Here is a 22371-nt window from a genome sequence, read left to right on the forward strand (position 1 = left end):
CTTATTTAAGAGATACAAGTTAATTAATATATTTACATATAAATATGAATGATAGTAATTAGTTCAGCTATTTTTATTCCTAATTAAATTGTTTATATAAATACTATTTCGGTAGTGGAAAATAATTAGGATAATTTTAATAAAAATCGAGATATTAACTACTGAACAGACCTGTTTATTTCAGTTAGTTACTTGTTTGGACAAGGGGGAAGATGCATAAACCATTACAAATAAATAATAGTGTCGTAGCCATAGGTACCAGAATGCATTAAAAGGTGTGAAAAATACTTAAGCTTATGGCTCAAGCGCAGATATTTATCAAAAAAGTTTTATGGAAAGATGATTTCTTATTTCCAGTAGCAATCTGGTTGATTAGCAGAATATTTATCTGGGCTACCATGCTGCTGGTTGCACCACATCTACCCCAACCTCCACAAGGGATTGTACCTAGTTTTGGATGGGGGGTATTTGATGCTTGGGATAGTATACGTTACCGCAGTATTGTGACTTCCGGTTATGAATTCATTAATAATGGGCAGCAATATAATATTGCCTTTTTTCCCCTATTTCCTTTAATAATTCGGGCTTTGATGAACTTAGGCTTGCCATTTACTGTTGCAGGAGTACTGGTAAATAACTTGGCATTTTTGGCAGCGCTTTACTGGCTGTACTTTTGGGTTCTAAAGCAACTTGGTACAAACGAGGCAAGGTGGGTCATAGCTGTACTAGCTTGGTGTCCTTTGTCCTTATTCGGCACTGTAATTTACACCGAAGGATTGTACTTATTATCGAGTACGGCAGCTTTGTATGCCTTTGACCGTAAGCAATATGTTTGGACTACTTTTTGGGGTGCCTTAGCAACGGCGACACGCCCGACGGGTATGGCACTGATCCCGGCTTTTTTAATCGCAGCTTGGAGAGAAAGGCGATCGCCAATTGCATATCTTGCTGCTTGTGCTAGTGCGATCGGTTTGCTTTTGTTCAGTCTCTATTGTGCAATTAATTTTGCCGATCCAATCGCATTTATTAATGCCCAGCGAGGATGGCGTCCTTCATTTGGATTTGATTGGCGTGGTTGGTTGGATATGTTGCTGGAGCTAGCAGCAGGTACATCAAATTGGCACAATATTCAGATCAAAAACCTATTACATCTTTTGGTTTTTAGTAGCATTGTTGCTAGTAGCTATATTTTGTGGCGCAAATATAAACAATTGTCTCAAACTAAAATAGTGTACTGCTTGTATGCTGCGATCGCATTTTCATTAATATTGGCTGACAGACAATTTATCAATAACTTACTTAATGTGACAATGGTTTTGGGAGGTGGCTATTTTTTGTGGCAATCACGTAAAGATTTAACCTCTGTCACTACTTGTTACGGCTTTTGCGGTATAGCTTTGCTGCTAGCCTCTGGTGGTACTATCTCTCTGAGTCGTTTAGCTTACGGTATTGTACCTCTAAGTTTAGCTCTGGGTACAGGATTGGGACATTATCCCCGTCTAGGCTTTCTCATGCTGGGCTTATTTTCCATATTACTTGCGAGGCTAGCCATTAGCTTTGCTCAAAATCTCTGGGTAGGGTAGAGGAAATACTTGTCATAAGAATAGGGGCGATGAGGCTAAAAGTTAGGGGCTAAACATATTTTGTAGATAGAGTAATTTAAATATGTGAATCAAATATTAAAATTACTTCAATAAGAATTTTAAACTATGTATATAGTGTTACTTTTAAAGTAGTGCTCAAGTGCTTGAATAAAATGACAACCCAATTATTACTTGTTATATATTGAGCTTATTTGTTGAGCATGAAGCAATATCAAAACTTAAGTACAAACACTTAGGCTGTTTGTCTTAAAATTGAATATAAATTATGTACAAGACAATAGTTGACTTGAGCTTAAAAGTTTTCTTTGGGACTAGTGGTAATTTCAACTAGTCTGTATATACTCAAACAAATCGGCATAAAACTTAGTACATAAAGTGCTACCTCATTAACAGTGCTTTATAGTATAAATCGAGAGGGGTAAATGCGCATAGTGAATGACTTTAGTCCTCAAATATTTAAGCATTAAAGTACTCACTACAAACAAAACCTATTAAAACTTTTACAATCAACAACTAATCTTGTAAAACAAAGTGATAAATGGAGTTACTTTGAGTAATTTGCTCAAGAGTGTGTGACGTAGTTAACGTTTGAGTATTTCTGAAGAAACTATTTTCACAGATTAGCGTCTAGCTGCTTTAGGCAAACTTAGTTGTAAAAGTCAGCTAGAAACTTAACATTTTTTTCCAGGTAGCGATCTGGTTACGCAGTAGAATATAATTTGTTAGATTAGGAGACTTATATTTCATAATTGGAAAGCATCGCAATCATCACCATAAATATTTAATTTGTGCATCTATAATCTAACTAACTTTTACTAATAGTTCTCTTTCCAAGCAAGATAATTTGGACTGCTACTAACGCTGTCACTTTTATCTTTTTGATAGTCAGGTTTCTGTGAATCTGTATTGTAATTTACGAGATTAACAGAAGTAATTTGTATTTATGTCTAAATAATATCTGAATAAATCTTTTCAAAAACTGTGCTGGTAATTATTGTCAACAAAGTGACTAATGCTTCAATATGCCAAGGAGCTATGGTGTGGAAAACAATAAGTCGTTTATCTGGCCGCAGGGAATATTACTTGCACTTATAGCCTTAAGTGGCAGCTTGAGCCTTGGCTTAATTGTGCCTATGAGTCTAAAAAGTTTTAATGTTGAAACAACCAATGCAATAGATTTTAAGGATGTAGAAATCAAAGGAGGAACTCAAGCGCGGCTCAATCAATTCAAGTTGGCAATGCTGACAAGTTGGCAACAACAAGCAAGAGTAAAAGGCTTATCCTATAATATACCAGCACGCTTCCAAGGAGTGATAGTTAACCGAGTAAAACTTGCTCCAAATCAAAAAGTAATCGCTCTTACCTTTGATGATGGCCCGTGGCCTGAGTACACTGCAAAAATACTAAATATACTCAGAGAAAATAATATTAAGTCCACGTTTTTTGTTGTTGGGCAAATGCTAAAGACTTATCCCGAATTAGGCAAACAAATTGTGGCAGAAGGGCATGTAATTGGTAACCACACTTGGCATCACTGGTATCACTTCTTTAACCAACAAGCTGCTGCTTTTGAAATTGATCGGACATCGGACTTAATTTATGAATTAACAGGAGCAAGAACAAATCTGTTTCGGCCGCCTGGTGGAATACTGCATAATGGCTTGGCTGCTTATGCTAGAGGTAAAAAGTATACAGTAGTAATGTGGTCAGCTGACTCGGTAGACTACAGAAGCCCTTCTGCGTCTGTTTTGACTAATAGAGTGCTAAAACAGGGATCTCCTGGTGGTATTGTGCTAATGCATGATGGTGGTGGTAATCGTTCCCATACTGTAGCAGCCTTGCCACAAATTATTAGTAAATTTAAGCAGCAAGGCTATAGGTTTGTTACTATTCCAGAGCTGTTTGAATTGCAGGAACAAGACGAAAAGATGATTGCAAATACTAACAAGTAGTAAGAAATTATTTAGCAGTTACTAATTCACTAGTGTCTAATTTTATGTTTTTGAGTTATTAAAACTTTTGCACTCATTTTATTGTCTAATAAATCAACTACAGATGGACACAGATAAACATAGATAAAATCTGTGTCCATCTATGGTTGTCATTAACCTAGAGTTTATACCGATTCAAAAAAACGTTTGCAACACATTCTGATCTATAGAAGTGCCATGGCATATCTCTACAATGTCTCTTTGTCGCATTCTTTTTTCAAATTGGTATTAGTTTTTGCAAGAGACTTATTACAAAAATCTAACTGAGAAGATACAATGCAAAATCCAGAATAAAACACTTCTGGATTTTGCATTTTCCCTCACAACTAAACAGGACTTAATTGCTTTTCTTGGTGAGAATTAGCTTCAGGACTATCGGCTTCAGAAGGTGGAACCATTTGCCAGAACTTGGGTAAGAACTCTTGCCAATTTTCCAGAATCATCTTCGCTTTCGCCGAGCCAGTTCGCTGTGCATGGGCTGCAATTAAATCTTTTAGTTGCTTTTCGCCGGCACCTGTAACGACTCGCTGAATCGTGACAATTTCCCGGTTAACTAAATCAGAGAAATTACCATCTTCATCTAAAAAGTAACCAATTCCACCAGTCATACCAGCGCCTACATTGCGTCCAACTTTGCCGAGAACGACAACTACACCACCAGTCATGTACTCACAGCAATGATCGCCTGCTCCTTCAATTACTGCTGTACCTTTAGAGTTACGCACGGCAAAGCGTTCTCCGGCTAAACCGTTGGCAAATAACACACCACCAGTTGCACCATACAGGCAGGTATTGCCAATAATTACATTTTGTGCTGGATCGTAGGTGGCATCCACAGGTGGCTTAATAATGATTTCACCACCATTCATACCCTTACCTACGTAATCGTTTGCTTCTCCTTCTAAGGTAAGAATCATGCTAGGCAGGTTGAAAGCTCCGAAGCTTTGTCCGACACTACCTTTGAAGTTGAGGTTAATTTGCCCTTCAAAGCCATTGTCACCATATTGGGAAGCGATCGCTCCTGCTATACGTGTGCCAATTGTTCTGTCAGTGTTTACAACCTCTACCGTCTTAGTTACGGCTGACTGGTTGGTGATCGCAGCTTTGATGTCGGGATCTGCAAGCAACTGCTCGTCTAAAACAAAGCCGTTGCTGTGAACTTCTTCATGCGCTAACCAACTGCGGTTTTCTCTGGTATCTGGCAGCTGAAGTATGCAGCCGAGATTCAATGATTGAGTTTTGGCAAGCTTTGCCTCTGCTCGTGTTGTCAATAAATCCGCACGTCCAACTACTTCTGATAGTGAACGGTAACCCAAATGTGCCAACAGACTACGCACTTCTTCGGCAACAAAATAGAAGAAATTGACAACGTGTTCCGGCATCCCCGTGAACCGCTTGCGCAAGTCTTCTCTTTGAGAAGCAACACCGACTGGGCAATTATTGGTGTGGCAGATCCGCGCCATGATACAACCTTCCGCAATCATGGCAATCGAGCCAAAGCCGAATTCTTCTGCCCCCATTAATGCGCCCATCAGCACATCCCAACCACTCTTGATGCCACCATCGACGCGCAAAACGACGCGATCGCGCAGGCTGTTTTCCATCAAGACGCGATGCACTTCAGTTAAACCGAGTTCCCACGGTGAACCTGCATGTTTAATTGAACTTAAAGGTGAAGCACCCGTACCGCCATCATGTCCAGAAATTTGGATGATATCGGCATTTGCTTTTGCTACACCCGCCGCGATCGTACCGATACCAATTTCAGCAACTAACTTCACCGACACCTGTGCTTTCGGGTTAATTTGATGCAAGTCAAAAATTAGCTGTGCTAGATCTTCAATCGAATAGATGTCGTGGTGAGGTGGTGGCGAAATCAAGGTGACACCGGGTTTTGAGCGCCGCAACATGGCAATGTAGGGACTAACCTTTTTACCTGGTAATTGTCCGCCTTCGCCTGGTTTTGCACCTTGAGCAATTTTAATTTCAATTTGCTTGGCACTCATCAGATACTCTGGTGTTACACCAAAGCGTCCCGATGCTACTTGCTTGATGGCACTAGAAGCAGTATCGCCGTTTCGCAATCCATTTAGGTGAGATAGAGTAGGCGAGTGTCCAGCTTCATCTACATCATTCAAGATCGTAAAACGTACCGGATCTTCTCCACCTTCGCCAGAGTTGGATTTACCACCAATGCGGTTCATGGCAATAGCTAGGGTTTCGTGAGCTTCCCGCGACAAGGCACCCAAAGACATACCACCAGTGCAGAAGCGCTTGACAATCTCGCTTACCGATTCGACTTCTTCAATAGGTATGCTTGGGCGATCGCTTTGGAAATCCAACAAATCTCGCAAGGCAGTTATCGGTCTATCTTGTAAGTACTTCTTGTAAACTGCATAGTGGTCGTATTTCTTGCCATCAACTGCCTTATGCAGTGCTTTTGCCAGTTCGGGACTGTTCATGTGGTATTCACCACCAGGGCGGTACTGCACAAAGCCCAGGTTTTCTAGCTTTTTGAGGTTTAGTTCTGGGAAAGCTTTACTGTGGATACACAATACTTCTTGTGCCAACTCGCTCACACTCAAACCGCCAACGCGGGAAGTTGTGCCAGAAAATCCCAGTTCTAACAAATCTTTACCAATGCCGATCGCTTCAAAAATTTGCGCGGCTTGATAACTAGAAAGCAATGAAATTCCCATCTTGGAGAGAATTTTTAGCAATCCACCCTCTACTGCCTGACGATAGTTGTCGATCGCTTGCTCTAGGGTGAGGGCAGTAATTTTACCCCGTTCCATAAACTGTTGCGTCTTGGGATCTGTCCACCAATCACGCACCGTCTCTAGAGCCATATACGGACAAACCGCAGCAGCTCCGTAGCCAATCAAGCAAGCAAAGTGATGGGTACTCCAGCATTGAGCCGTATCTATTAATAGAGATGCTTTCGTCCGCAGCCCTTGATGAATTAGGTAATGGTGTACAGCGCCCACCGCCAACAGGGGAGGAATGTAGCTGTTTTCTGTACTGATGCCTGCACCAGTGCGATCGCTAAGAATTAAAATTTTTGCACCCGCCCGTACTGATTCGGCAGCCTGTGCTTGCAATCTCTCGACTGCGGCTTGCAAACCTTCCGGCCCAGATGCTATTTCAAATAGTGTTGGCAACTCAGCCGTTGCAAAGCCAGATGTCTTAATAGCTTCTAGTTCCGCTTCCGTCAGTACTGGCGAATCCAGTTTTAGCCTCCGAGCATAATCTGGCTTGACATTTAATAAGTTGCCCTTTTCACCCAGTTCAACTTTCAAAGACATCACCAATTTTTCCCGCAAGGGGTCAATTGCCGGGTTTGTGACTTGAGCAAAGCGCTGTTTGAAATAGTCGTAAAGTAGGTGCGGTTTTTCTGACAGGATTGCTAAGGGAATATCATCACCCATGCAAAAAGTCGCCTCTTTACCTTCCATCGCCATTGGCTGAATCACCATTTCCACATCTTCTGTGGTGTAGCCAAAGGCTACTTGCTGGCGTAGCAGAGTTTGTCTGTCACTGCTATTGGTTGTCTGGAGTCCATTACCGTTGTCATTGGTTATTAGTCCATTCCCATTAGTCATCTGTCCTTTGCCATTTGCTAATGACGAATGACTAATTACTGAGGACTTAATTTCTTGGCGGTACTGTCGCAACCACTCCCCATAAGGATGCTTTTTCGCAATGCGCTGCTTAATCTCCCAATTTTTCAGCACCTCATGAGTTTCCAAATCCACGGCAATCATTTGCCCTGGCCCTAGTCTGCCTTTTTCAATAATATTGGCTTCCGGCAATTGCACCACACCCGCTTCTGAAGCAACAATGATGTAATCATCCTTGGTAATGCAGTAGCGAGCCGGTCTTAAACCATTGCGATCTAGGGTTGCTCCAACCTTCAGCCCATCGCCGAATACCAAAAGTGCTGGGCCATCCCACGCTTCTTGCAACCCGCTATAGTATTCGTAGAAATCGATAATTTCTGGGTAATTATGCAATTGGGGCTGGTTTTGGTAAGCCTCTGGCACCATAATCATTAAGGCTTCCAAGGGACTGCGCCCGGAGCGTACCAGTAACTCAAATACGTTATCTAAAGTAGCGGAGTCACTATTATCAATATGGACAAAGGGCTTGAATTCTTGGATGCGATCACCCCAAACCGGATGTTCTAAACTTGCTTCTCGCGCCGTCATCCAGTTAATATTACCCAATAACGTATTGATTTCGCCGTTATGTCCCAACAATCGCATTGGCTGTGCCAAAGGCCATTTGGGCATGGTGTTAGTACTAAAGCGACGATGATATACAGCAAAAGCACTTTTATAAGCTGGATTTTGTAAATCGCGATAAAATTCTCCCAAGACTGCCGAGCGCACCATGCCTTTGTAAACAATTGTGCGGCTAGACAGAGAACAAACATATAGTTCTTCTGACCAATCTTGATTTAAAGCGCGGATTGCTTTAAAGATTCTACGGCGGGTAATATACAGTTGCCGTTCGAGTTCATCACCGCTTTTATTTTGTGAGGCAACAAAAACTTGTTCGATTTGAGGCTGATTTTCTCTAGCTTGTACCCCCAGTAAATCTGGCTGTACAGGTACTACTCGCCAACCTAATAAAGTCAAATTTTCTTCAGCTGCTATCTGTTCAATCGTTACCTTCGCTGTTTGCGCTGCTTGTGGATTTTGCGGTAAAAAAATCATTCCTACAGCTACGTTGCTATTCCCAGAAAGTTGTATTCCTCGTGCCACAAAATCTTGTTGAAACAACTCCCACGGAATTGCGGTTAAAATTCCTGCACCATCACCAGAGTCGCGATCAGCACTACAACCACCCCGGTGTTCCAAACATGTCAAAGCTGAGAGAGCTTTGGTGACAATTTCATGACTGGCATAATTTTGACGATGGGCAATAAAACCTACACCACAGGCATCTCTTTCTTCTACGAGCCATCTTTGCCCTGGATAAGTATCATTTGAGGAATTATCTGCAAGTCTTATTTTCTGGTCTTGATGCATCGGTTTTTTATTCATACACTATCCCTGTCATCTTGAGTAAAGAATTTTGTCGCTAAGTAGCGAGGAAATTTCTAAATGGACAAATTGAAAACACGGAATAACGGAAATTTTAGGGAAAAAAAATTTTAACTTCGGTTTTTTAGCTAATACCGTGTTAAAATTGCCGATTTATTTTTATGTATTTATTCTGACTTTTGTTCGCGTTTGTTCCAAGAGTGTTTTATTTATATCTTGAAGCTATGTACTTTCTCAATTTTCTTTTTCAAAAGCTACATTAAATTCCAGGTATGATGATTTTTGCTTTACCTGAAACAAAAATCCTATTTGGGACTTCTGTATGTTTTAGGAAACTAAAATTATTCCGAACCCACGCAAAAATCAGCGTATTACACTATATGCCCATTTGACAATTCCTAAAAATTTCTCTCGTTACTCTCTAGATTATTACTGTTTAGTCTTTGTCACCTTTTTTGCTACCAGTTAAACTTCATCTAGCGAGCAAACATCAGGTAACATACGACTTGTCGGAACTCAGCGTGATTTTATGTTGAAATTGCTGCCATAGTTGATTTAACGCTAGTGTGATTTAGCACACTTAATAGCAGTTTTAATCCTGGTATCATTATCTGTTTGGTTCAACCAGATACAGAAATCCAATATATACATTATCACGTTAGTGTTCACAACTCTGGTCATTATTTTTTGACATTTAGCAAAGTCGTTAGTTTGTGCAATAGTTGAGAGTTATAAAAAATACTTAGCTACTTATGGTAAAAATGTCGAATTTTTGCCGACAATACCGCAGTGCTATTGAAGAAAAGAGCAATAGCAGATTTATCAAGGTTGTGGTGTCGCCAGTAATTTTTTCAGTACTGTGTTTAACAGCTACTTATGATTATGCGATCGCCCGTACCAGTCTTGACCGCATTATCCCCAACACATCCCTATTTCCTAAAAAACAGAAATTAGAAGTTAGGGTGGCACAATCCTCAACTGGTGTAAAGCAAATACCAGGATCGAGTCCAAGACCGCCTGCACCTCCTATAAAGACAGGGGTAAGATCCTATGGTAATCAAATTTCTCTTAATGGTCGAATCTCATCAGGAGGATGGTTGCAGCAACGCACCTCAAAAGGTCAAATCACCACTCTTGTTAGTGATGGCGCACTCAGGCAATTGATTGGGGTAGATTTATTAGATACCAGCCAGCCAGCCAGACAACCAATCCAATGGTACTCCTCTAACGCAAAGCCGCAGATTTTAAGCAGCTTGTTGACGGGTGGATACCGTTATTTAGACATTAGCCGTTTTGCAAACACCTTTGGTTGGCAGATGCAAGTCCAAGGTAAAACCTTGGTACTTTCCACACCTAGCGCAAAAATTACAAATATTAACCAAGGAAAGCATGAGTTTGGCGATCGCATCGTTCTCAACTTAGATAGTCCTACTCCATGGCAAATTGCTCAAGGTTTACCAGTCAAGACCAATCAACCTCTATCCGACGATCCGAATAGCCCAGTTGTTACACCTTCCTCTCCAACCACCAGAGAGTGGACAATTACTTTAGATGGTATTGCCACTCCAGATTTAATTCAGCGCTATACACCATCTCTACCTCTTCCCTTCTCATCTCCAGAAAACCAATTAAAACAACAGGTGCCAGGGATTGAGCAACAACCGTCTCAGCCACCAGCACTCCCCCCACTGATTAAGCAAGTAGAGGTAGTTAAAAATCAAACTATTGTTCGTCTGGAAGTTCCCCTGGGTTTAGCCCCTTTGGTTAGTACTTTACCTAACCCCAATCGTCTAGTCATTGACATTCGACCAGATGCACTTTTACAACGTTCAATTAGTTGGGCTTCAGGATTGCGCTGGCAACAGCAATTTATGAACTTAGGTCAAGAACGCTTTCCTGTTGTTTGGTTAGATGTTAACCCTCGCACCGTTGGGTTAAAACTCAAACCTATTGTGACAAATTCCGATACCCTTGTTGGCACTGCTCCTTTAATTCAAACAGCACAAAAGTATGTAGCAGTAGCAGCAATTAACGGTGGTTATTTTAACCGCAATAACAAATTACCTTTGGGTGCGATTCGTCGGGATAATCAGTGGTTGTCTAGCCCAATTTTGAACCGAGGAGCGATCGCCTGGAATGATTCTGGGCAATTTTATATGGGTCGTCTGGTTCTGCAAGAATCTTTAATCGGCTTAAATAATCTAAAATTACCGATTTTGACTCTCAATAGTGGCTACGTCCAAAGTGGCATTGCCCGTTACACTCCTACTTGGGGAGCAAATTATACTCCTCTAACAGACAACGAAATTATTATCGTTGTTCAAAAAAACCAAGTTACAGCTCAATTACCAAGTCTTAAAGCAGGACAAACTGCTATTCCTATTCCTCAAGATGGATATCTGCTTACTTTACGCGGCAGTAGTGTTAGTAATGCCTCAGTTTTACCCATCGGCTTTTCAGTGCGTATAGAAAGTTCTGTTTCTCCTACTGAATTTAGCCGTTATCCCTATATCTTGGGAGCAGGCCCGCTGCTACTGCAAGATCGCCAAATAGTACTAGATGCCAAAGGCGAAAATTTTAGCAATGCCTTTATTGCCCAAAAAGCTGTTCGTAGTGCTATCTGTACAACTGCAACAGGCAATCTCATTATTGCTGCTGTGCATAATCGTGTAGGAGGTGCTGGCCCTACTTTGGCAGAACACGCACAACTTATGCAGCAAATGGGATGTGTTAATGCATTAAATTTAGACGGTGGTAGTTCTACTAGCCTTTATTTAGGAGGACAACTTCTTGACCGTTTTCCTAACACAGCTGCTCGTGTCCACAATGGCATAGGAATTTTCTTGCAACCCCGTCCATAACGAGGACACGGGAACACGGGGAGACACAAAGCACCAGGGGGAGAGGAGATGGGGAGAACTACTAACTACTAACCACTGTACGGGCGGGTTTAGAAGATAAATTCTCGATTTGAAAGGCAAGATTATCAACAAAACCCGCCCCTACCAACCACTAACTCTTGACTAATCCCTCTTTTTTAAAGCCAGTAAAAGGTTTGATTTTCCTTAATTAAAGACTTGATATAGATACACTAATTCAATCAGTTACATATGACACCTTCACTTGTGATTTTGCTATCTTGGCATAGGATGTATGACTGAATTTTTAAGGTTGCAACATCGCGCCATTCATCAATAGTTATTAATAGCACCAAAAGTTTTTATGTCTCAGGAAGTTACTATGGCTCAATATCAAGACACAACGCACGCTAATGCACTGACACTGCCTCCAAGCGTCACTCCTAGAGGTGTTGCTGCAACTGAGTTGCGTCCTTGGGGTTCTTTTACAGTTTTAGAAGAAGGGCGCGGATACAAAATCAAACGTATCGAAGTTAAACCTGGACATCGTCTCAGCCTCCAGATGCACCACCATCGCAGCGAACATTGGATAGTAGTGTCTGGTACAGCTAGAGTCATTTGCGGTGAGCAAGAAATACTGTTGAGCAACAATCAGTCTACATATGTACCCCAGTGTACGCCTCATCGTTTAGAAAATCCTGGCGTCATACCTTTAGTTTTGATTGAAGTACAAAACGGAGAATATTTAGGAGAGGATGATATTATTCGTTTCCAAGACGACTATGCTCGTACTGATAGTTAAAGTCGCCCAATACAATTGCTGCTAGACATAGCTGCTCAAACACCAGAAGAAAATACACTTAAATCAGACAAATCAAAATTTTCATGTGTTGACCTTAGCCTGTAAGATTTGAGGATAAGGTCTTTAATTGTTGTCTAGCAAATTTGATGATTAGTTTGACTCAAGCAGCCAGCAGCGAAATAAAAAGATTGCAGTCTAAGCAAAAGTTAAATCTTTTGTTTAGATTGGCAGTTAAACACGGTGGTTGTTCCGGTTGGTACTATGATATGTCCTTTGATGAAACAGTAAGACCAGGCGATCGCACCTTTGAATGTAACAGTATTCCAATTATCATAGATGCGGAAAGCTGTAATTATTTAAATGGTTCAACCTTGGATTATTCAGAGGATTTAATGGGCGGTGGCTTTCGCTTCTACAATCCCCAAGCAAGTGCCAGCTGTGGTTGTGGTAATTCTTTTTCTATTAGTTAAGGGTTAGTAGTTAGTAGGGGAGCCAGTGCGCCCTTGCGGAGCCAGTGCGGTGGACGGGTTCCCCGGCATAAAGCACCTGGCGTCGGGTTAAGCGCGTCGAGTGCAACTGGCGTACGGGTTTTGCTGATCATCTTGCCTTTCAAATCGAGAATTTATCTTCTAAACCCGCCCGTACTTAATAATTATCTACTAACTACCAACAAAAACAATTGACACAAAACCACTAAAAAAGATATAATCAGGATTTGTTGTTAAAACTTAGACATAGAAGCAGCTTCAGGTGCTGTAACTCATGCCAACTATACAGCAGCTAATACGTAACGAACGCGAAAAAGCGCGTCAGAAAACCAAGTCTCCAGCTCTGAAGCAATGCCCGCAACGTCGGGGAGTTTGCACCAGAGTATACACGACCACACCGAAAAAGCCTAACTCGGCTCTGCGTAAAGTAGCGAGAGTCAGACTAACTTCTGGATTTGAAGTAACAGCTTACATTCCAGGAATTGGTCACAACTTACAAGAACATTCTGTCGTGATGATTCGTGGCGGTCGGGTTAAGGACTTACCAGGCGTGAGATACCACATTATTCGTGGCACATTAGATACAGCCGGAGTCAAAGACCGCAAACAAGGTCGTTCCAAATATGGAACAAAGCGTCCCAAAAAATAGAACTAACGCGATTAATCGTACTGATTTGATTAATCGCGTTGGTACTTAACTTAAACTATCAGCTTTAGCCTGAAAAAAGCAATATTCGCAGTTCAAGCGCTTGATTGCAAAAATAAAAGATAAAGCCTAGTGCTCTTACAAACAAGTATGAGTTTAATGACTCGAAAAAGTCGGTGATAGAATTTTAGTTAAGTGCCTTCAAGTATAATTTAGATTCGCGCTTGAGAATCTTGATCAAGTCCATAAGTCTTTCGTAAAGATAAGACTGGACATATCAGAATATAAAACCTGAATGAAAGCAATTACTTGCGGGTGGTTTGAGAATCTCACTCCTTTCAGGTATGAGGTTGTCTAAAAAATCAAGTTAAATTAGTTAAAGCCTCAACTTGCACCTATACATTTGCTATGAGTGTAAGAAATCTTTAGAATGCAGTTAGCGACAGCAGCATTTTAAATTAACTATTAAGGTATATAATATTGTCGCCTTGTATGTTCTAGTTGAGGGCAGCAAGTAAATGGGTCAGCATCGCTGCAATTGTAGTGTAAAAGCTGTCCAGACACATAATTCATCTAGTAGCTAAATTCCAATTAAGGTTGAAGTATGTCTCGTCGTGGTGTTGTTCAAAAGCGCCCTGTTCCGCCTGACTCAGTTTATAACAGTCGTTTAGTTAGCATGATAATCCGTCGTATTATGCGTCATGGTAAAAAATCACTTGCCGCACGGATTGTCTATGATGCTATGAAAAGTATTGAGGAACGCACTGGTAATGATCCATTAGAAACCTTTGAAAGAGCTGTGCGTAATGCAACGCCCTTGGTAGAAGTAAAAGCTCGGCGGGTTGGCGGTGCTACCTACCAAGTACCGATGGAAGTGCGTTCTGAGAGGGGTACAACTTTGGCACTGCGTTGGCTGGTACAGTTTTCTCGGCAACGCTCAGGTCGAACAATGGCTGGCAAATTGGCTCAAGAATTGATGGATGCTGCCAACGAGACTGGGAACGCTATTCGCAAGCGTGAAGAGACGCATCGGATGGCAGAAGCAAATAAGGCTTTCGCACACTATCGTTACTAAAATTAAGCCACTATGTATCGCCTCTTCCCAAAGGCGGTATGAACTATCATCGTGAATTTACAAAAAAAATGACGGTTTACCGAAAAGGATAGAATCTTAACAAAGTGTAATATACAAGATATCATGAGGCGAAAAGTATAGGAGGCAGCTGTGGCACGTACGATCCCGCTAGAGAGAGTACGCAATATTGGTATTGCGGCGCATATAGATGCGGGCAAGACAACAACAACAGAGAGAATATTATTTTACTCTGGCATTATTCACAAAATAGGTGAAGTTCACGAAGGAACCGCTGTCACGGACTGGATGGAACAGGAGCGGGAGCGGGGTATTACGATTACTGCTGCTGCAATTAGCACCAGCTGGAAAGATCATCAAATAAACATTATTGATACTCCTGGACATGTAGACTTCACAATAGAAGTAGAGCGTTCCATGCGGGTTTTGGATGGTGTAATCACAGTTTTGTGTTCTGTAGGTGGTGTACAGCCGCAAACAGAAACGGTGTGGCGTCAGGCAGACCGTTACAAAGTTCCGCGCATTGTTTTTGTAAATAAAATGGATCGCACCGGCGCAAACTTCTATAAAGTATACGAACAGGTACGCGATCGCCTGCGGGCTAATGCGATTCCCATCCAGCTGCCTATTGGTAGTGAAAGCGAATTCAGAGGTCTTGTGGACTTGGTGAAGATGCGAGCCTTCATCTACAACAACGACCAAGGAACCGATATTCAAGAAGCTGATATTCCCGCAGAAGTACAGGATCTAGCCCAAGAGTACCGCACCAAGCTAATTGAAGCGGTAGCTGAAACCGATGATGACTTGATGACCAAGTACTTCGAGGGTGAGGAACTTACTGAGAACGAAATCCAGACTGCTCTCCGTAAAGGTACGATTGCAGGTACGATTGTGCCATTGCTTTGTGGTTCCGCCTTTAAAAATAAAGGTGTACAGAAGTTGTTAGATGCAGTCGTAACATACCTGCCAGCGCCAATTGATGTACCCGCAATTCAAGGTACGCTACCAAATGGCGACACTGTTGAGCGTCACGCCAGCGATGAAGAACCATTGTCAGCTCTGGCATTCAAAATTATGGCTGACCCTTACGGTCGTCTCACCTTCATCCGCGTATATTCTGGCATACTCAAGAAAGGCAGCTACGTTCTCAATGCGACTAAGAACAAGAAAGAACGTATTTCTCGTCTGGTTGTTTTGAGAGCAGATGACAGAATTGATGTCGATGAACTCAGAGCGGGTGATCTAGGAGCCGCTGTGGGGTTAAAGGAAACTTTAACAGGTGACACCCTCTGTAATGAAGACTCACCAGTGATTCTGGAATCTCTGTACATTCCAGAACCTGTAATTTCGGTGGCAGTAGAACCGAAAACAAAGAACGACATGGACAAATTGTCCAAAGCTCTGCAAGCTCTCTCGGAAGAAGACCCGACTTTCCGTGTCAGCGTCAATCCGGAGACAAATCAAACCGTAATTGCAGGAATGGGAGAGCTACACCTAGAAATTCTTGTAGATCGCATGTTACGAGAATTTAAGGTGGAAGCGAACGTTGGTGCGCCGCAAGTAGCTTATCGCGAAACCGTTCGCAAGAACGTTAACAAAATAGAAGGTAAATTTATTCGCCAAAGCGGTGGTAAAGGTCAATACGGTCATGTTGTGATTGACTTGGAGCCAGGAGAACCGGGAAGCGGCTTTGAATTCGTCTCTAAAATTGTTGGCGGTGCGGTACCTAAAGAGTACATCCCGCCCGTAGAGCAGGGAATGAAAGAAACCTGTGAATCCGGTATTTTAGCTGGATATCCGTTGATTGATATCAAAGCCACGCTGGTTGATGGCTCTTACCATGATGTAGACTCTTCGGAAATGGCTTTCAAGATTGCTGGCTCGATGGCAATTAAAGAAGCAGCAATGAAAGCAAGTCCCGTTCTGTTAGAGCCTATGATGAAAGTTGAGGTTGAAGTTCCCGAAAACTTCCTTGGGGATGTAATGGGTGATCTCAATTCCCGTCGTGGGCAAATTGAGGGGATGGGTTCCGAGCAGGGCATTGCCAAAGTGACTGCTAAAGTCCCATTGGCAGAAATGTTTGGCTACGCCACTGACATTCGGTCGAAGACCCAAGGTCGTGGTATCTTCTCAATGGAGTTTAGCCACTATGAAGAAGTGCCTCGCAACGTGGCTGAGGCAATCATAGCTAAAAGCAAAGGGAACGCATAACTAGTAAAGGAAACGATCATTCATGGCACGCGCAAAGTTTGAAAGGAAAAAACCCCACGTTAATATCGGTACTATTGGCCACGTTGACCATGGTAAAACCACACTCACAGCAGCCATTACTATGACCTTGGCGGCTTTGGGTCAGGCTCAAGCTAGAAAGTACGACGAAATCGATGCCGCTCCAGAAGAAAAGGCACGGGGTATTACAATCAACACAGCTCACGTTGAGTATGAAACCGAAAAACGGCACTATGCTCACGTAGACTGTCCTGGACACGCTGACTATGTTAAGAACATGATCACCGGCGCAGCCCAAATGGATGGTGCTATCCTCGTGGTATCTGCAGCTGATGGTCCCATGCCCCAAACCCGCGAACACATCCTGTTGGCACGGCAGGTAGGTGTTCCTAGCCTAGTAGTCTTCTTGAACAAAGAAGATATGGTGGACGACGAAGAATTGCTAGAACTAGTGGAATTGGAAGTCCGGGAATTGCTTTCTAGCTATGATTTCCCTGGTGATGATATTCCGATTACAGCAGGTTCTGCTTTGCAAGCGCTGGAAAAAATGACCAGTAATCCCAAAACTCAACGGGGTGAAGATCAGTGGGTAGATAAGATCTACGCACTGATGGATTCTGTAGACTCTTACATCCCCACTCCAGAGCGCGATGTAGATAAGCCTTTCTTGATGGCTGTAGAAGACGTATTCTCCATCACAGGTCGCGGTACTGTAGCAACAGGACGGATTGAGCGGGGTAAAGTTAAAATCGGCGATAACGTGGAATTGGTGGGCATTAAACCTACTCGTTCTACCACCGTTACTGGAATTGAGATGTTCAAGAAGAGTCTCGATGAAGGTATGGCTGGTGATAACGCTGGTATACTTTTGCGCGGTATCCAGAAGACTGACATCGAACGAGGTATGGTACTCGCCAAGCCTGGTTCTATCACTCCACACACTCAATTTGAAGGTGAGGTTTACGTTTTAACCGAAAAAGAAGGTGGTCGCAAAACACCGTTCTTTGCTGGTTACCGTCCTCAGTTCTATGTGCGGACAACAGATGTGACCGGCACGATTAAGACTTTCACCTCTGATGATGGTACTGAAGCGGAAATGGTAATGCCCGGAGACCGCATTAAGGTGACTGTAGAACTGATCAACCCGATCGCTATTGAGCAAGGAATGCGCTTTGCTATTCGTGAAGGTGGTCGCACCATTGGTGCTGGCGTTGTCTCCAAGATTGTAAAGTAGCATCTCTTGAGCTTAATTAAGAAGGAGCAGAGATGGTATAATACCTCTCTGCTTTTTTAACTTCCCTCTATTAAGAGGGACTAAACACTAGGGATTAGGGATAAAAGTTTTAGCTCGAAAGTATCGCTAACACCAAATCCCCATTTTAAATACCCTTTTAGTCCTAAGCGACTATCATCGCGGCTTTCTGTCAAATTCTGTCTACCTTCAAGAAAGCCACGCTACTATGTGCGTCTATGTTGAGTGTGAAATCAGGCGATTGGCAAGCAGATTTGATTTAATCACTCACTAAATAACTAGTTTGTAAGTTTTTTACCCCTAACCCCTTGTAAACATTAATCAGAACCAGGACAATTAAAAATGGCAACCTTACAGCAGCAGAAAATTAGAATTCGCTTACAGGCTTTTGACCGCCGCTTGCTAGATACATCTTGCGAGAAGATTGTAGATACAGCAAACCGTACTAATGCTACAGCGATCGGCCCAATTCCCTTACCAACAAAGCGCCGCATTTACTGCGTGTTGCGATCGCCCCATGTAGATAAAGATTCGCGGGAACACTTTGAAACCCGTACTCATCGCCGCATTATCGATATTTATCAGCCTTCTTCCAAAACCATTGATGCTTTGATGAAACTGGATTTACCATCTGGTGTAGATATTGAAGTGAAGCTTTAAATGCTCATAGCTGATAGCACTGCTTAGTGTGAATATTTACTTGCCCCGGAAGAGATATCTTTCAGGGCTTTTTATTTAGCTGGAAAAACAAATGATAGAATGTAGACAAAGCGCGGCAAAGACAGAGAATAATACAAAATTATAAATATTATCAAAGGTTAAATTTATACCAAGGTAAAAATGACGTCTTCTTCTAAAATTGCCGTTCGTGAACTACCTCTGTTCCCATTATCAGAAGTAGTTTTATTCCCTACAAGACCATTACCCCTGCATATCTTTGAATTCCGATATCGGATCATGATGAATACAATTTTGGAGAGCGATCGTAGGTTTGGGGTTTTAATGGTCGATCCGGCTAAAGGTACAGTTGCTAATGTTGGCTGCTGTGCAGAAATCATTCATTATCAACGGTTACCAGATGACCGGATGAAAATGTTGACTCTAGGGCAGCAAAGGTTTCGTGTGCTAGAATACGTTCGCGAAAAACCTTACTATGTCGGTTTGGTTGAGTGGATTGAAGATAATCCACCTGCTAAGGATTTGCGTCCTCTAGCGGCTGAGGTAGAACAACTACTGCAAGATGTTGTACGTCTATCTGCCAAGCTAACAGAACAAAATATTGAATTACCAGAAGACTTACCCGATCTACCTTTAGAGCTATCTTATTGGGTAGCAAGTAACCTTTATGGTGTTGCTTCTGAGCAACAAACATTATTAGAAATGCAAGACACAGTTGCTCGTCTGGAACGAGAAGCGGAAATTTTGACTTCTACGCGCAATCATTTAGCAGCTCGTACCGTTCTCAAAGACACTTTTAATCAGAAGTTATAAGTAGTTAGTGGTTAATGGCTAATAGTTAATGGTTAATGGCAATGAAAAATTAGCAATTAACTATTAACTTCTTCTCCAAGAGCACTAATCGGTAAAACATTGTAGCTGCCAAAAATTTTTAATATTTCTGTATAAGCTGTTAGTTGTTGTAGTGCAGATTGCATTTGAGCTTCACGAGCGTCTGCTTCTACATCAATAAAAAATAAGTATTCTCCTAGCGATCGCTTCGTTGGACGAGATTCAATTCGACTAAGATTAATACCTAAGCGAGCAAAAATTTGTAGCGGTTTGACTAATGCTCCGGGTACGTTTGCTGGTACGCTGAAAGCGAGTGATGTGTGACTATTTCTTATGGAAGATGGTTGGTTGGTGATTGACACATTAGCCTGGCTTACTACCCAAAAGCGAGTACAGTTTTCAGGATAATCATTAGTGCCATCGACTAGTATTGGTAAATTATAGAGTTGTGCAGCCCTTCGGGATGAAATTACTGCTGCTGTTGTTTCTTGCTCTAGTTTTTGCAGTGGCTCAGTCGTGGAATTAGTAGGAATTAGCTGTACAGACGGGAGAAATCGTTCCAACCATCCTTGACATTGTGCCAAAGCTTGTGGATGAGAATAAACAGTTTTAATACTTTCTAAGCTTTGAGCACAGGAAATTAATGTATGAACTATTGGCATAACTAAAGCCAACTGAATTTGCAAAGTATCTAGTTGCCACAGTGTATCTATAGTCATAGTTACACTACCTTCAATGGAATTTTCCACTGGTACAACAGCTAACTGAACTGCTCCCTGAGCAACTGCTCGTAGTGTTTGAGCGATACTGGAATAAGGACACAAGATAGTTTTTAATCCCTTTATTTTTTCTAACCAATTAACATACAGAAGAGTTGCTTGCTCTGCGTAAGTGCCGGGAGGCCCCAAATGTGCGATCAATAGAGTCATAGAATTAATTATTTAGCTGTTAGTTTTAATCGAAGGTTGCACTAATAAAATTCTCGCAACACTCTACACTATATAATTTGTATTTATTTGACTGAATACTAGCTTTAATTTGCAAATGCAAATAATGGATAACTATAAATTAATATAGTTTTGCAAGTAAATAGTCAATCTCGTCCATTCAATTTTATTTTTATGCAACAAAGTGTCATAAAGTAAAAAATAATAGAATTATAAAACAATTATTTTTATTAACGCATGGCTATTCAGTTTACTGCCTCTCAATCGGTAGAAATTACTGTTCCGCAACAGCCTATTCCCATCCAGCACTATTTGCGTCAACCTCAACGCCTTGTTTATGCGTTGGTTGATTCTAGTCGCATCCAGCAGTTGGCAGAAGAAATTTTTCGCTTGAAAATGCGTCCTCTCTCTTTCATGTCACTGAGTATTCAACCCACTGTAGACATGAAAGTGTGGATAGAATCAAATGACACAATCTATTTGCGATCGCTAGGTTGTGAAATTCTTGGTATTGAGTATATCAACCAACGCTTTGATTTAAATTTAAAAGGATATTTAGCTCCATCTCAGTTCAGTACTGGTTCTCGTTTACGAGGCAGAGCCGATTTAGAAGTACAGGTGGAATTACCACCACCATTTTGCTTTACCCCAAAACCAATTTTAGAGGCGACTGGTAATGGTTTACTGAAGAGTGTACTGTTAACAATCAAGCAACGATTATTACATCAATTACTAGCAGATTATCGTCGTTGGGTAATATCGCAACTTCAAGAAGAAAGACTAGTTAATAATGATGAAATCACAGAATTACCAATTTTAAATCTTGAGTAATCTACTATCAATAATTGCTAGCAACAGCCAAAGCGGTTAGGACATCAACAGATGATAAAACTTAAACACCAAAAGACTTTTAACCCTGTCACCTGCTAGAAATAATAATCCCATTATTTAAACAAAATATAGATATACGCAGACAAATACAGTTGATACCAAATCCATATTTTATATTCCCCTTTTGTCCCACAGGTTATAAGCCTGGGGCTATACAAAAAGGGAATTTATCCACTACCGGTTTTGTATAATTCATCTGTGCGGATTTGGGTGTATCTGTGGTTAATGCTTAAATTATCTGCTGATTATTTTCCCTAGCAATTATTTACAAAACTCCTCCTTATTAGGAATACAAGCATTGTGTGATGAATTTGATATTATTTCGGAATGCTTAACTCAGGATTAACAATGTTAATTTGGCAAGGGCGAAAGGACTGGCGATGTAGGGGTGAAGGCCCATATTTTTGTAATGCTAGTAGATGTTTTTTACTTCCATAACCCTTGTTGCTTTCTAAGTCGTACATAGGATATTTAGAAGCAAAGCGTATTACTAGTTCATCTCGCCAGACTTTGGCCAAAATACTCGCAGCAGCAATACACAGCGATCGCTCATCTCCTTTCACTATTGTTTGCTGCGGCAATGCTAAATCTTGAATCAATTGATTGCCATCAATTAAGCAAAGTGCAGGTTGTACCTTCAGCTTTAAAACAGCTCGTTTCATAGCTAAAAGTGTTGCCTGTAAGATATTGATTCGGTCAATTTCGGCAACAGAAGCAAACCCAATTCTCCAATCTATTGCCAGAGATCGGATTTGTTGAGCTAGCTTGTGCCTGCGAGAGCTAGACAGCTTTTTACTGTCTTTAATTTCTGCTGCCACTAGTGCCGACAAAGCGCTCTTTGGCAAAATCACGGCTGCTGCCACTACAGGGCCAAACAAACATCCTCTTCCAACTTCATCCACACCTGCTATCAGTCCAGGAATGTTGGAAAGGTTGGAAAATTCTAGCCAAATTGCTTCTTGTAAGGGTTCTGGTAAATCTCCAGAAGCAATAGATGGCTCTGTTGGCACCAT

General features: G+C 41.6%; 15 protein-coding genes. 12 read left to right on the forward strand and 3 right to left on the reverse strand.

Annotated features, from left to right (window positions below; translation table 11 throughout):
- The first annotated feature begins 296 nt into the window (after nt 1–296).
- Together QUB80_RS09270 and QUB80_RS09275 are read left to right on the forward strand one after the other, a co-directional pair.
- Nucleotides 297–1583: a mannosyltransferase family protein gene (locus tag QUB80_RS09270; RefSeq protein ID WP_289789217.1), complete on the forward strand. Its 1287-nt coding sequence runs from the start codon at nt 297–299 to the stop codon at nt 1581–1583.
- A gap of 1061 nt (nt 1584–2644) precedes the next feature.
- On the forward strand, nt 2645–3556 hold the full coding sequence (locus QUB80_RS09275) for a polysaccharide deacetylase family protein (protein ID WP_289789477.1): 912 nt from the start codon (nt 2645–2647) through the stop codon (nt 3554–3556).
- A gap of 365 nt (nt 3557–3921) precedes the next feature.
- Here QUB80_RS09275 and QUB80_RS09280 read toward each other — a convergent pair whose 3' ends face one another.
- Nucleotides 3922–8643 (reverse strand): glutamate synthase-related protein, encoded by a 4722-nt coding sequence (locus QUB80_RS09280; protein WP_289789218.1) that lies wholly within the window; start codon nt 8641–8643, stop codon nt 3922–3924.
- A gap of 752 nt (nt 8644–9395) precedes the next feature.
- Between QUB80_RS09280 and QUB80_RS09285 the strand changes: the two genes are divergently transcribed.
- The 9 genes from QUB80_RS09285 (at nt 9396) to QUB80_RS09325 (ending at nt 19502) form a co-directional block, all read left to right on the forward strand.
- Nucleotides 9396–11504 (forward strand): phosphodiester glycosidase family protein, encoded by a 2109-nt coding sequence (locus QUB80_RS09285; protein WP_289789219.1) that lies wholly within the window; start codon nt 9396–9398, stop codon nt 11502–11504.
- 379 nt (nt 11505–11883) lie between these two features.
- The gene (locus QUB80_RS09290) at nt 11884–12303 is read left to right on the forward strand and encodes a phosphomannose isomerase type II C-terminal cupin domain (protein WP_289789478.1); all 420 of its coding nucleotides are present in this window, start codon (nt 11884–11886) and stop codon (nt 12301–12303) included.
- 146 nt (nt 12304–12449) lie between these two features.
- On the forward strand, nt 12450–12773 hold the full coding sequence (locus QUB80_RS09295) for a HesB/IscA family protein (RefSeq protein WP_289789220.1): 324 nt from the start codon (nt 12450–12452) through the stop codon (nt 12771–12773).
- 292 nt (nt 12774–13065) lie between these two features.
- Entirely contained in the window at nt 13066–13440 is a 375-nt protein-coding gene (gene rpsL, locus QUB80_RS09300) for a 30S ribosomal protein S12 (protein WP_016860906.1), read from the forward strand.
- 601 nt (nt 13441–14041) lie between these two features.
- Nucleotides 14042–14512 carry a 30S ribosomal protein S7 gene (rpsG, locus tag QUB80_RS09305; protein WP_289789221.1) on the forward strand — a complete coding sequence of 157 codons (471 nt, stop codon included), beginning with the start codon at nt 14042–14044 and terminating at the stop codon, nt 14510–14512.
- 150 nt (nt 14513–14662) lie between these two features.
- The gene (fusA, locus tag QUB80_RS09310) at nt 14663–16741 is read left to right on the forward strand and encodes an elongation factor G (RefSeq protein WP_289789222.1); all 2079 of its coding nucleotides are present in this window, start codon (nt 14663–14665) and stop codon (nt 16739–16741) included.
- Nucleotides 16742–16763: 22 nt separating this feature from the next.
- Complete coding sequence (gene tuf, locus QUB80_RS09315; protein ID WP_289789223.1) at nt 16764–17993, forward strand: elongation factor Tu; 1230 nt, start codon at nt 16764–16766, stop codon at nt 17991–17993.
- Nucleotides 17994–18353: 360 nt separating this feature from the next.
- Nucleotides 18354–18671, forward strand: a complete 318-nt coding sequence (gene rpsJ / locus QUB80_RS09320) for a 30S ribosomal protein S10 (RefSeq protein WP_008232935.1) — start codon at nt 18354–18356, stop codon at nt 18669–18671.
- A 180-nt stretch (nt 18672–18851) separates the two neighbouring features.
- Nucleotides 18852–19502, forward strand: a complete 651-nt coding sequence (locus tag QUB80_RS09325; protein WP_289789224.1) for an LON peptidase substrate-binding domain-containing protein — start codon at nt 18852–18854, stop codon at nt 19500–19502.
- Nucleotides 19503–19558: 56 nt separating this feature from the next.
- Here QUB80_RS09325 and pheA read toward each other — a convergent pair whose 3' ends face one another.
- On the reverse strand, nt 19559–20449 hold the full coding sequence (pheA, locus tag QUB80_RS09330; RefSeq protein ID WP_289789225.1) for a prephenate dehydratase: 891 nt from the start codon (nt 20447–20449) through the stop codon (nt 19559–19561).
- A gap of 255 nt (nt 20450–20704) precedes the next feature.
- On the opposite strand from pheA, the gene QUB80_RS09335 reads away from it, so the two are divergent.
- Nucleotides 20705–21298 carry a DUF1997 domain-containing protein gene (locus tag QUB80_RS09335; RefSeq protein ID WP_289789226.1) on the forward strand — a complete coding sequence of 198 codons (594 nt, stop codon included), beginning with the start codon at nt 20705–20707 and terminating at the stop codon, nt 21296–21298.
- A gap of 377 nt (nt 21299–21675) precedes the next feature.
- Here the strand turns inward: QUB80_RS09335 and QUB80_RS09340 are convergent, their stop codons facing one another.
- Nucleotides 21676–22371 carry a ribonuclease HII gene (locus QUB80_RS09340; protein WP_289789227.1) on the reverse strand — a complete coding sequence of 232 codons (696 nt, stop codon included), beginning with the start codon at nt 22369–22371 and terminating at the stop codon, nt 21676–21678.

The sequence above is a fragment of the Chlorogloeopsis sp. ULAP01 genome, assembly GCF_030381805.1.
In the GTDB taxonomy this organism is placed as follows: Bacteria; Cyanobacteriota; Cyanobacteriia; order Cyanobacteriales; family Nostocaceae; genus Chlorogloeopsis.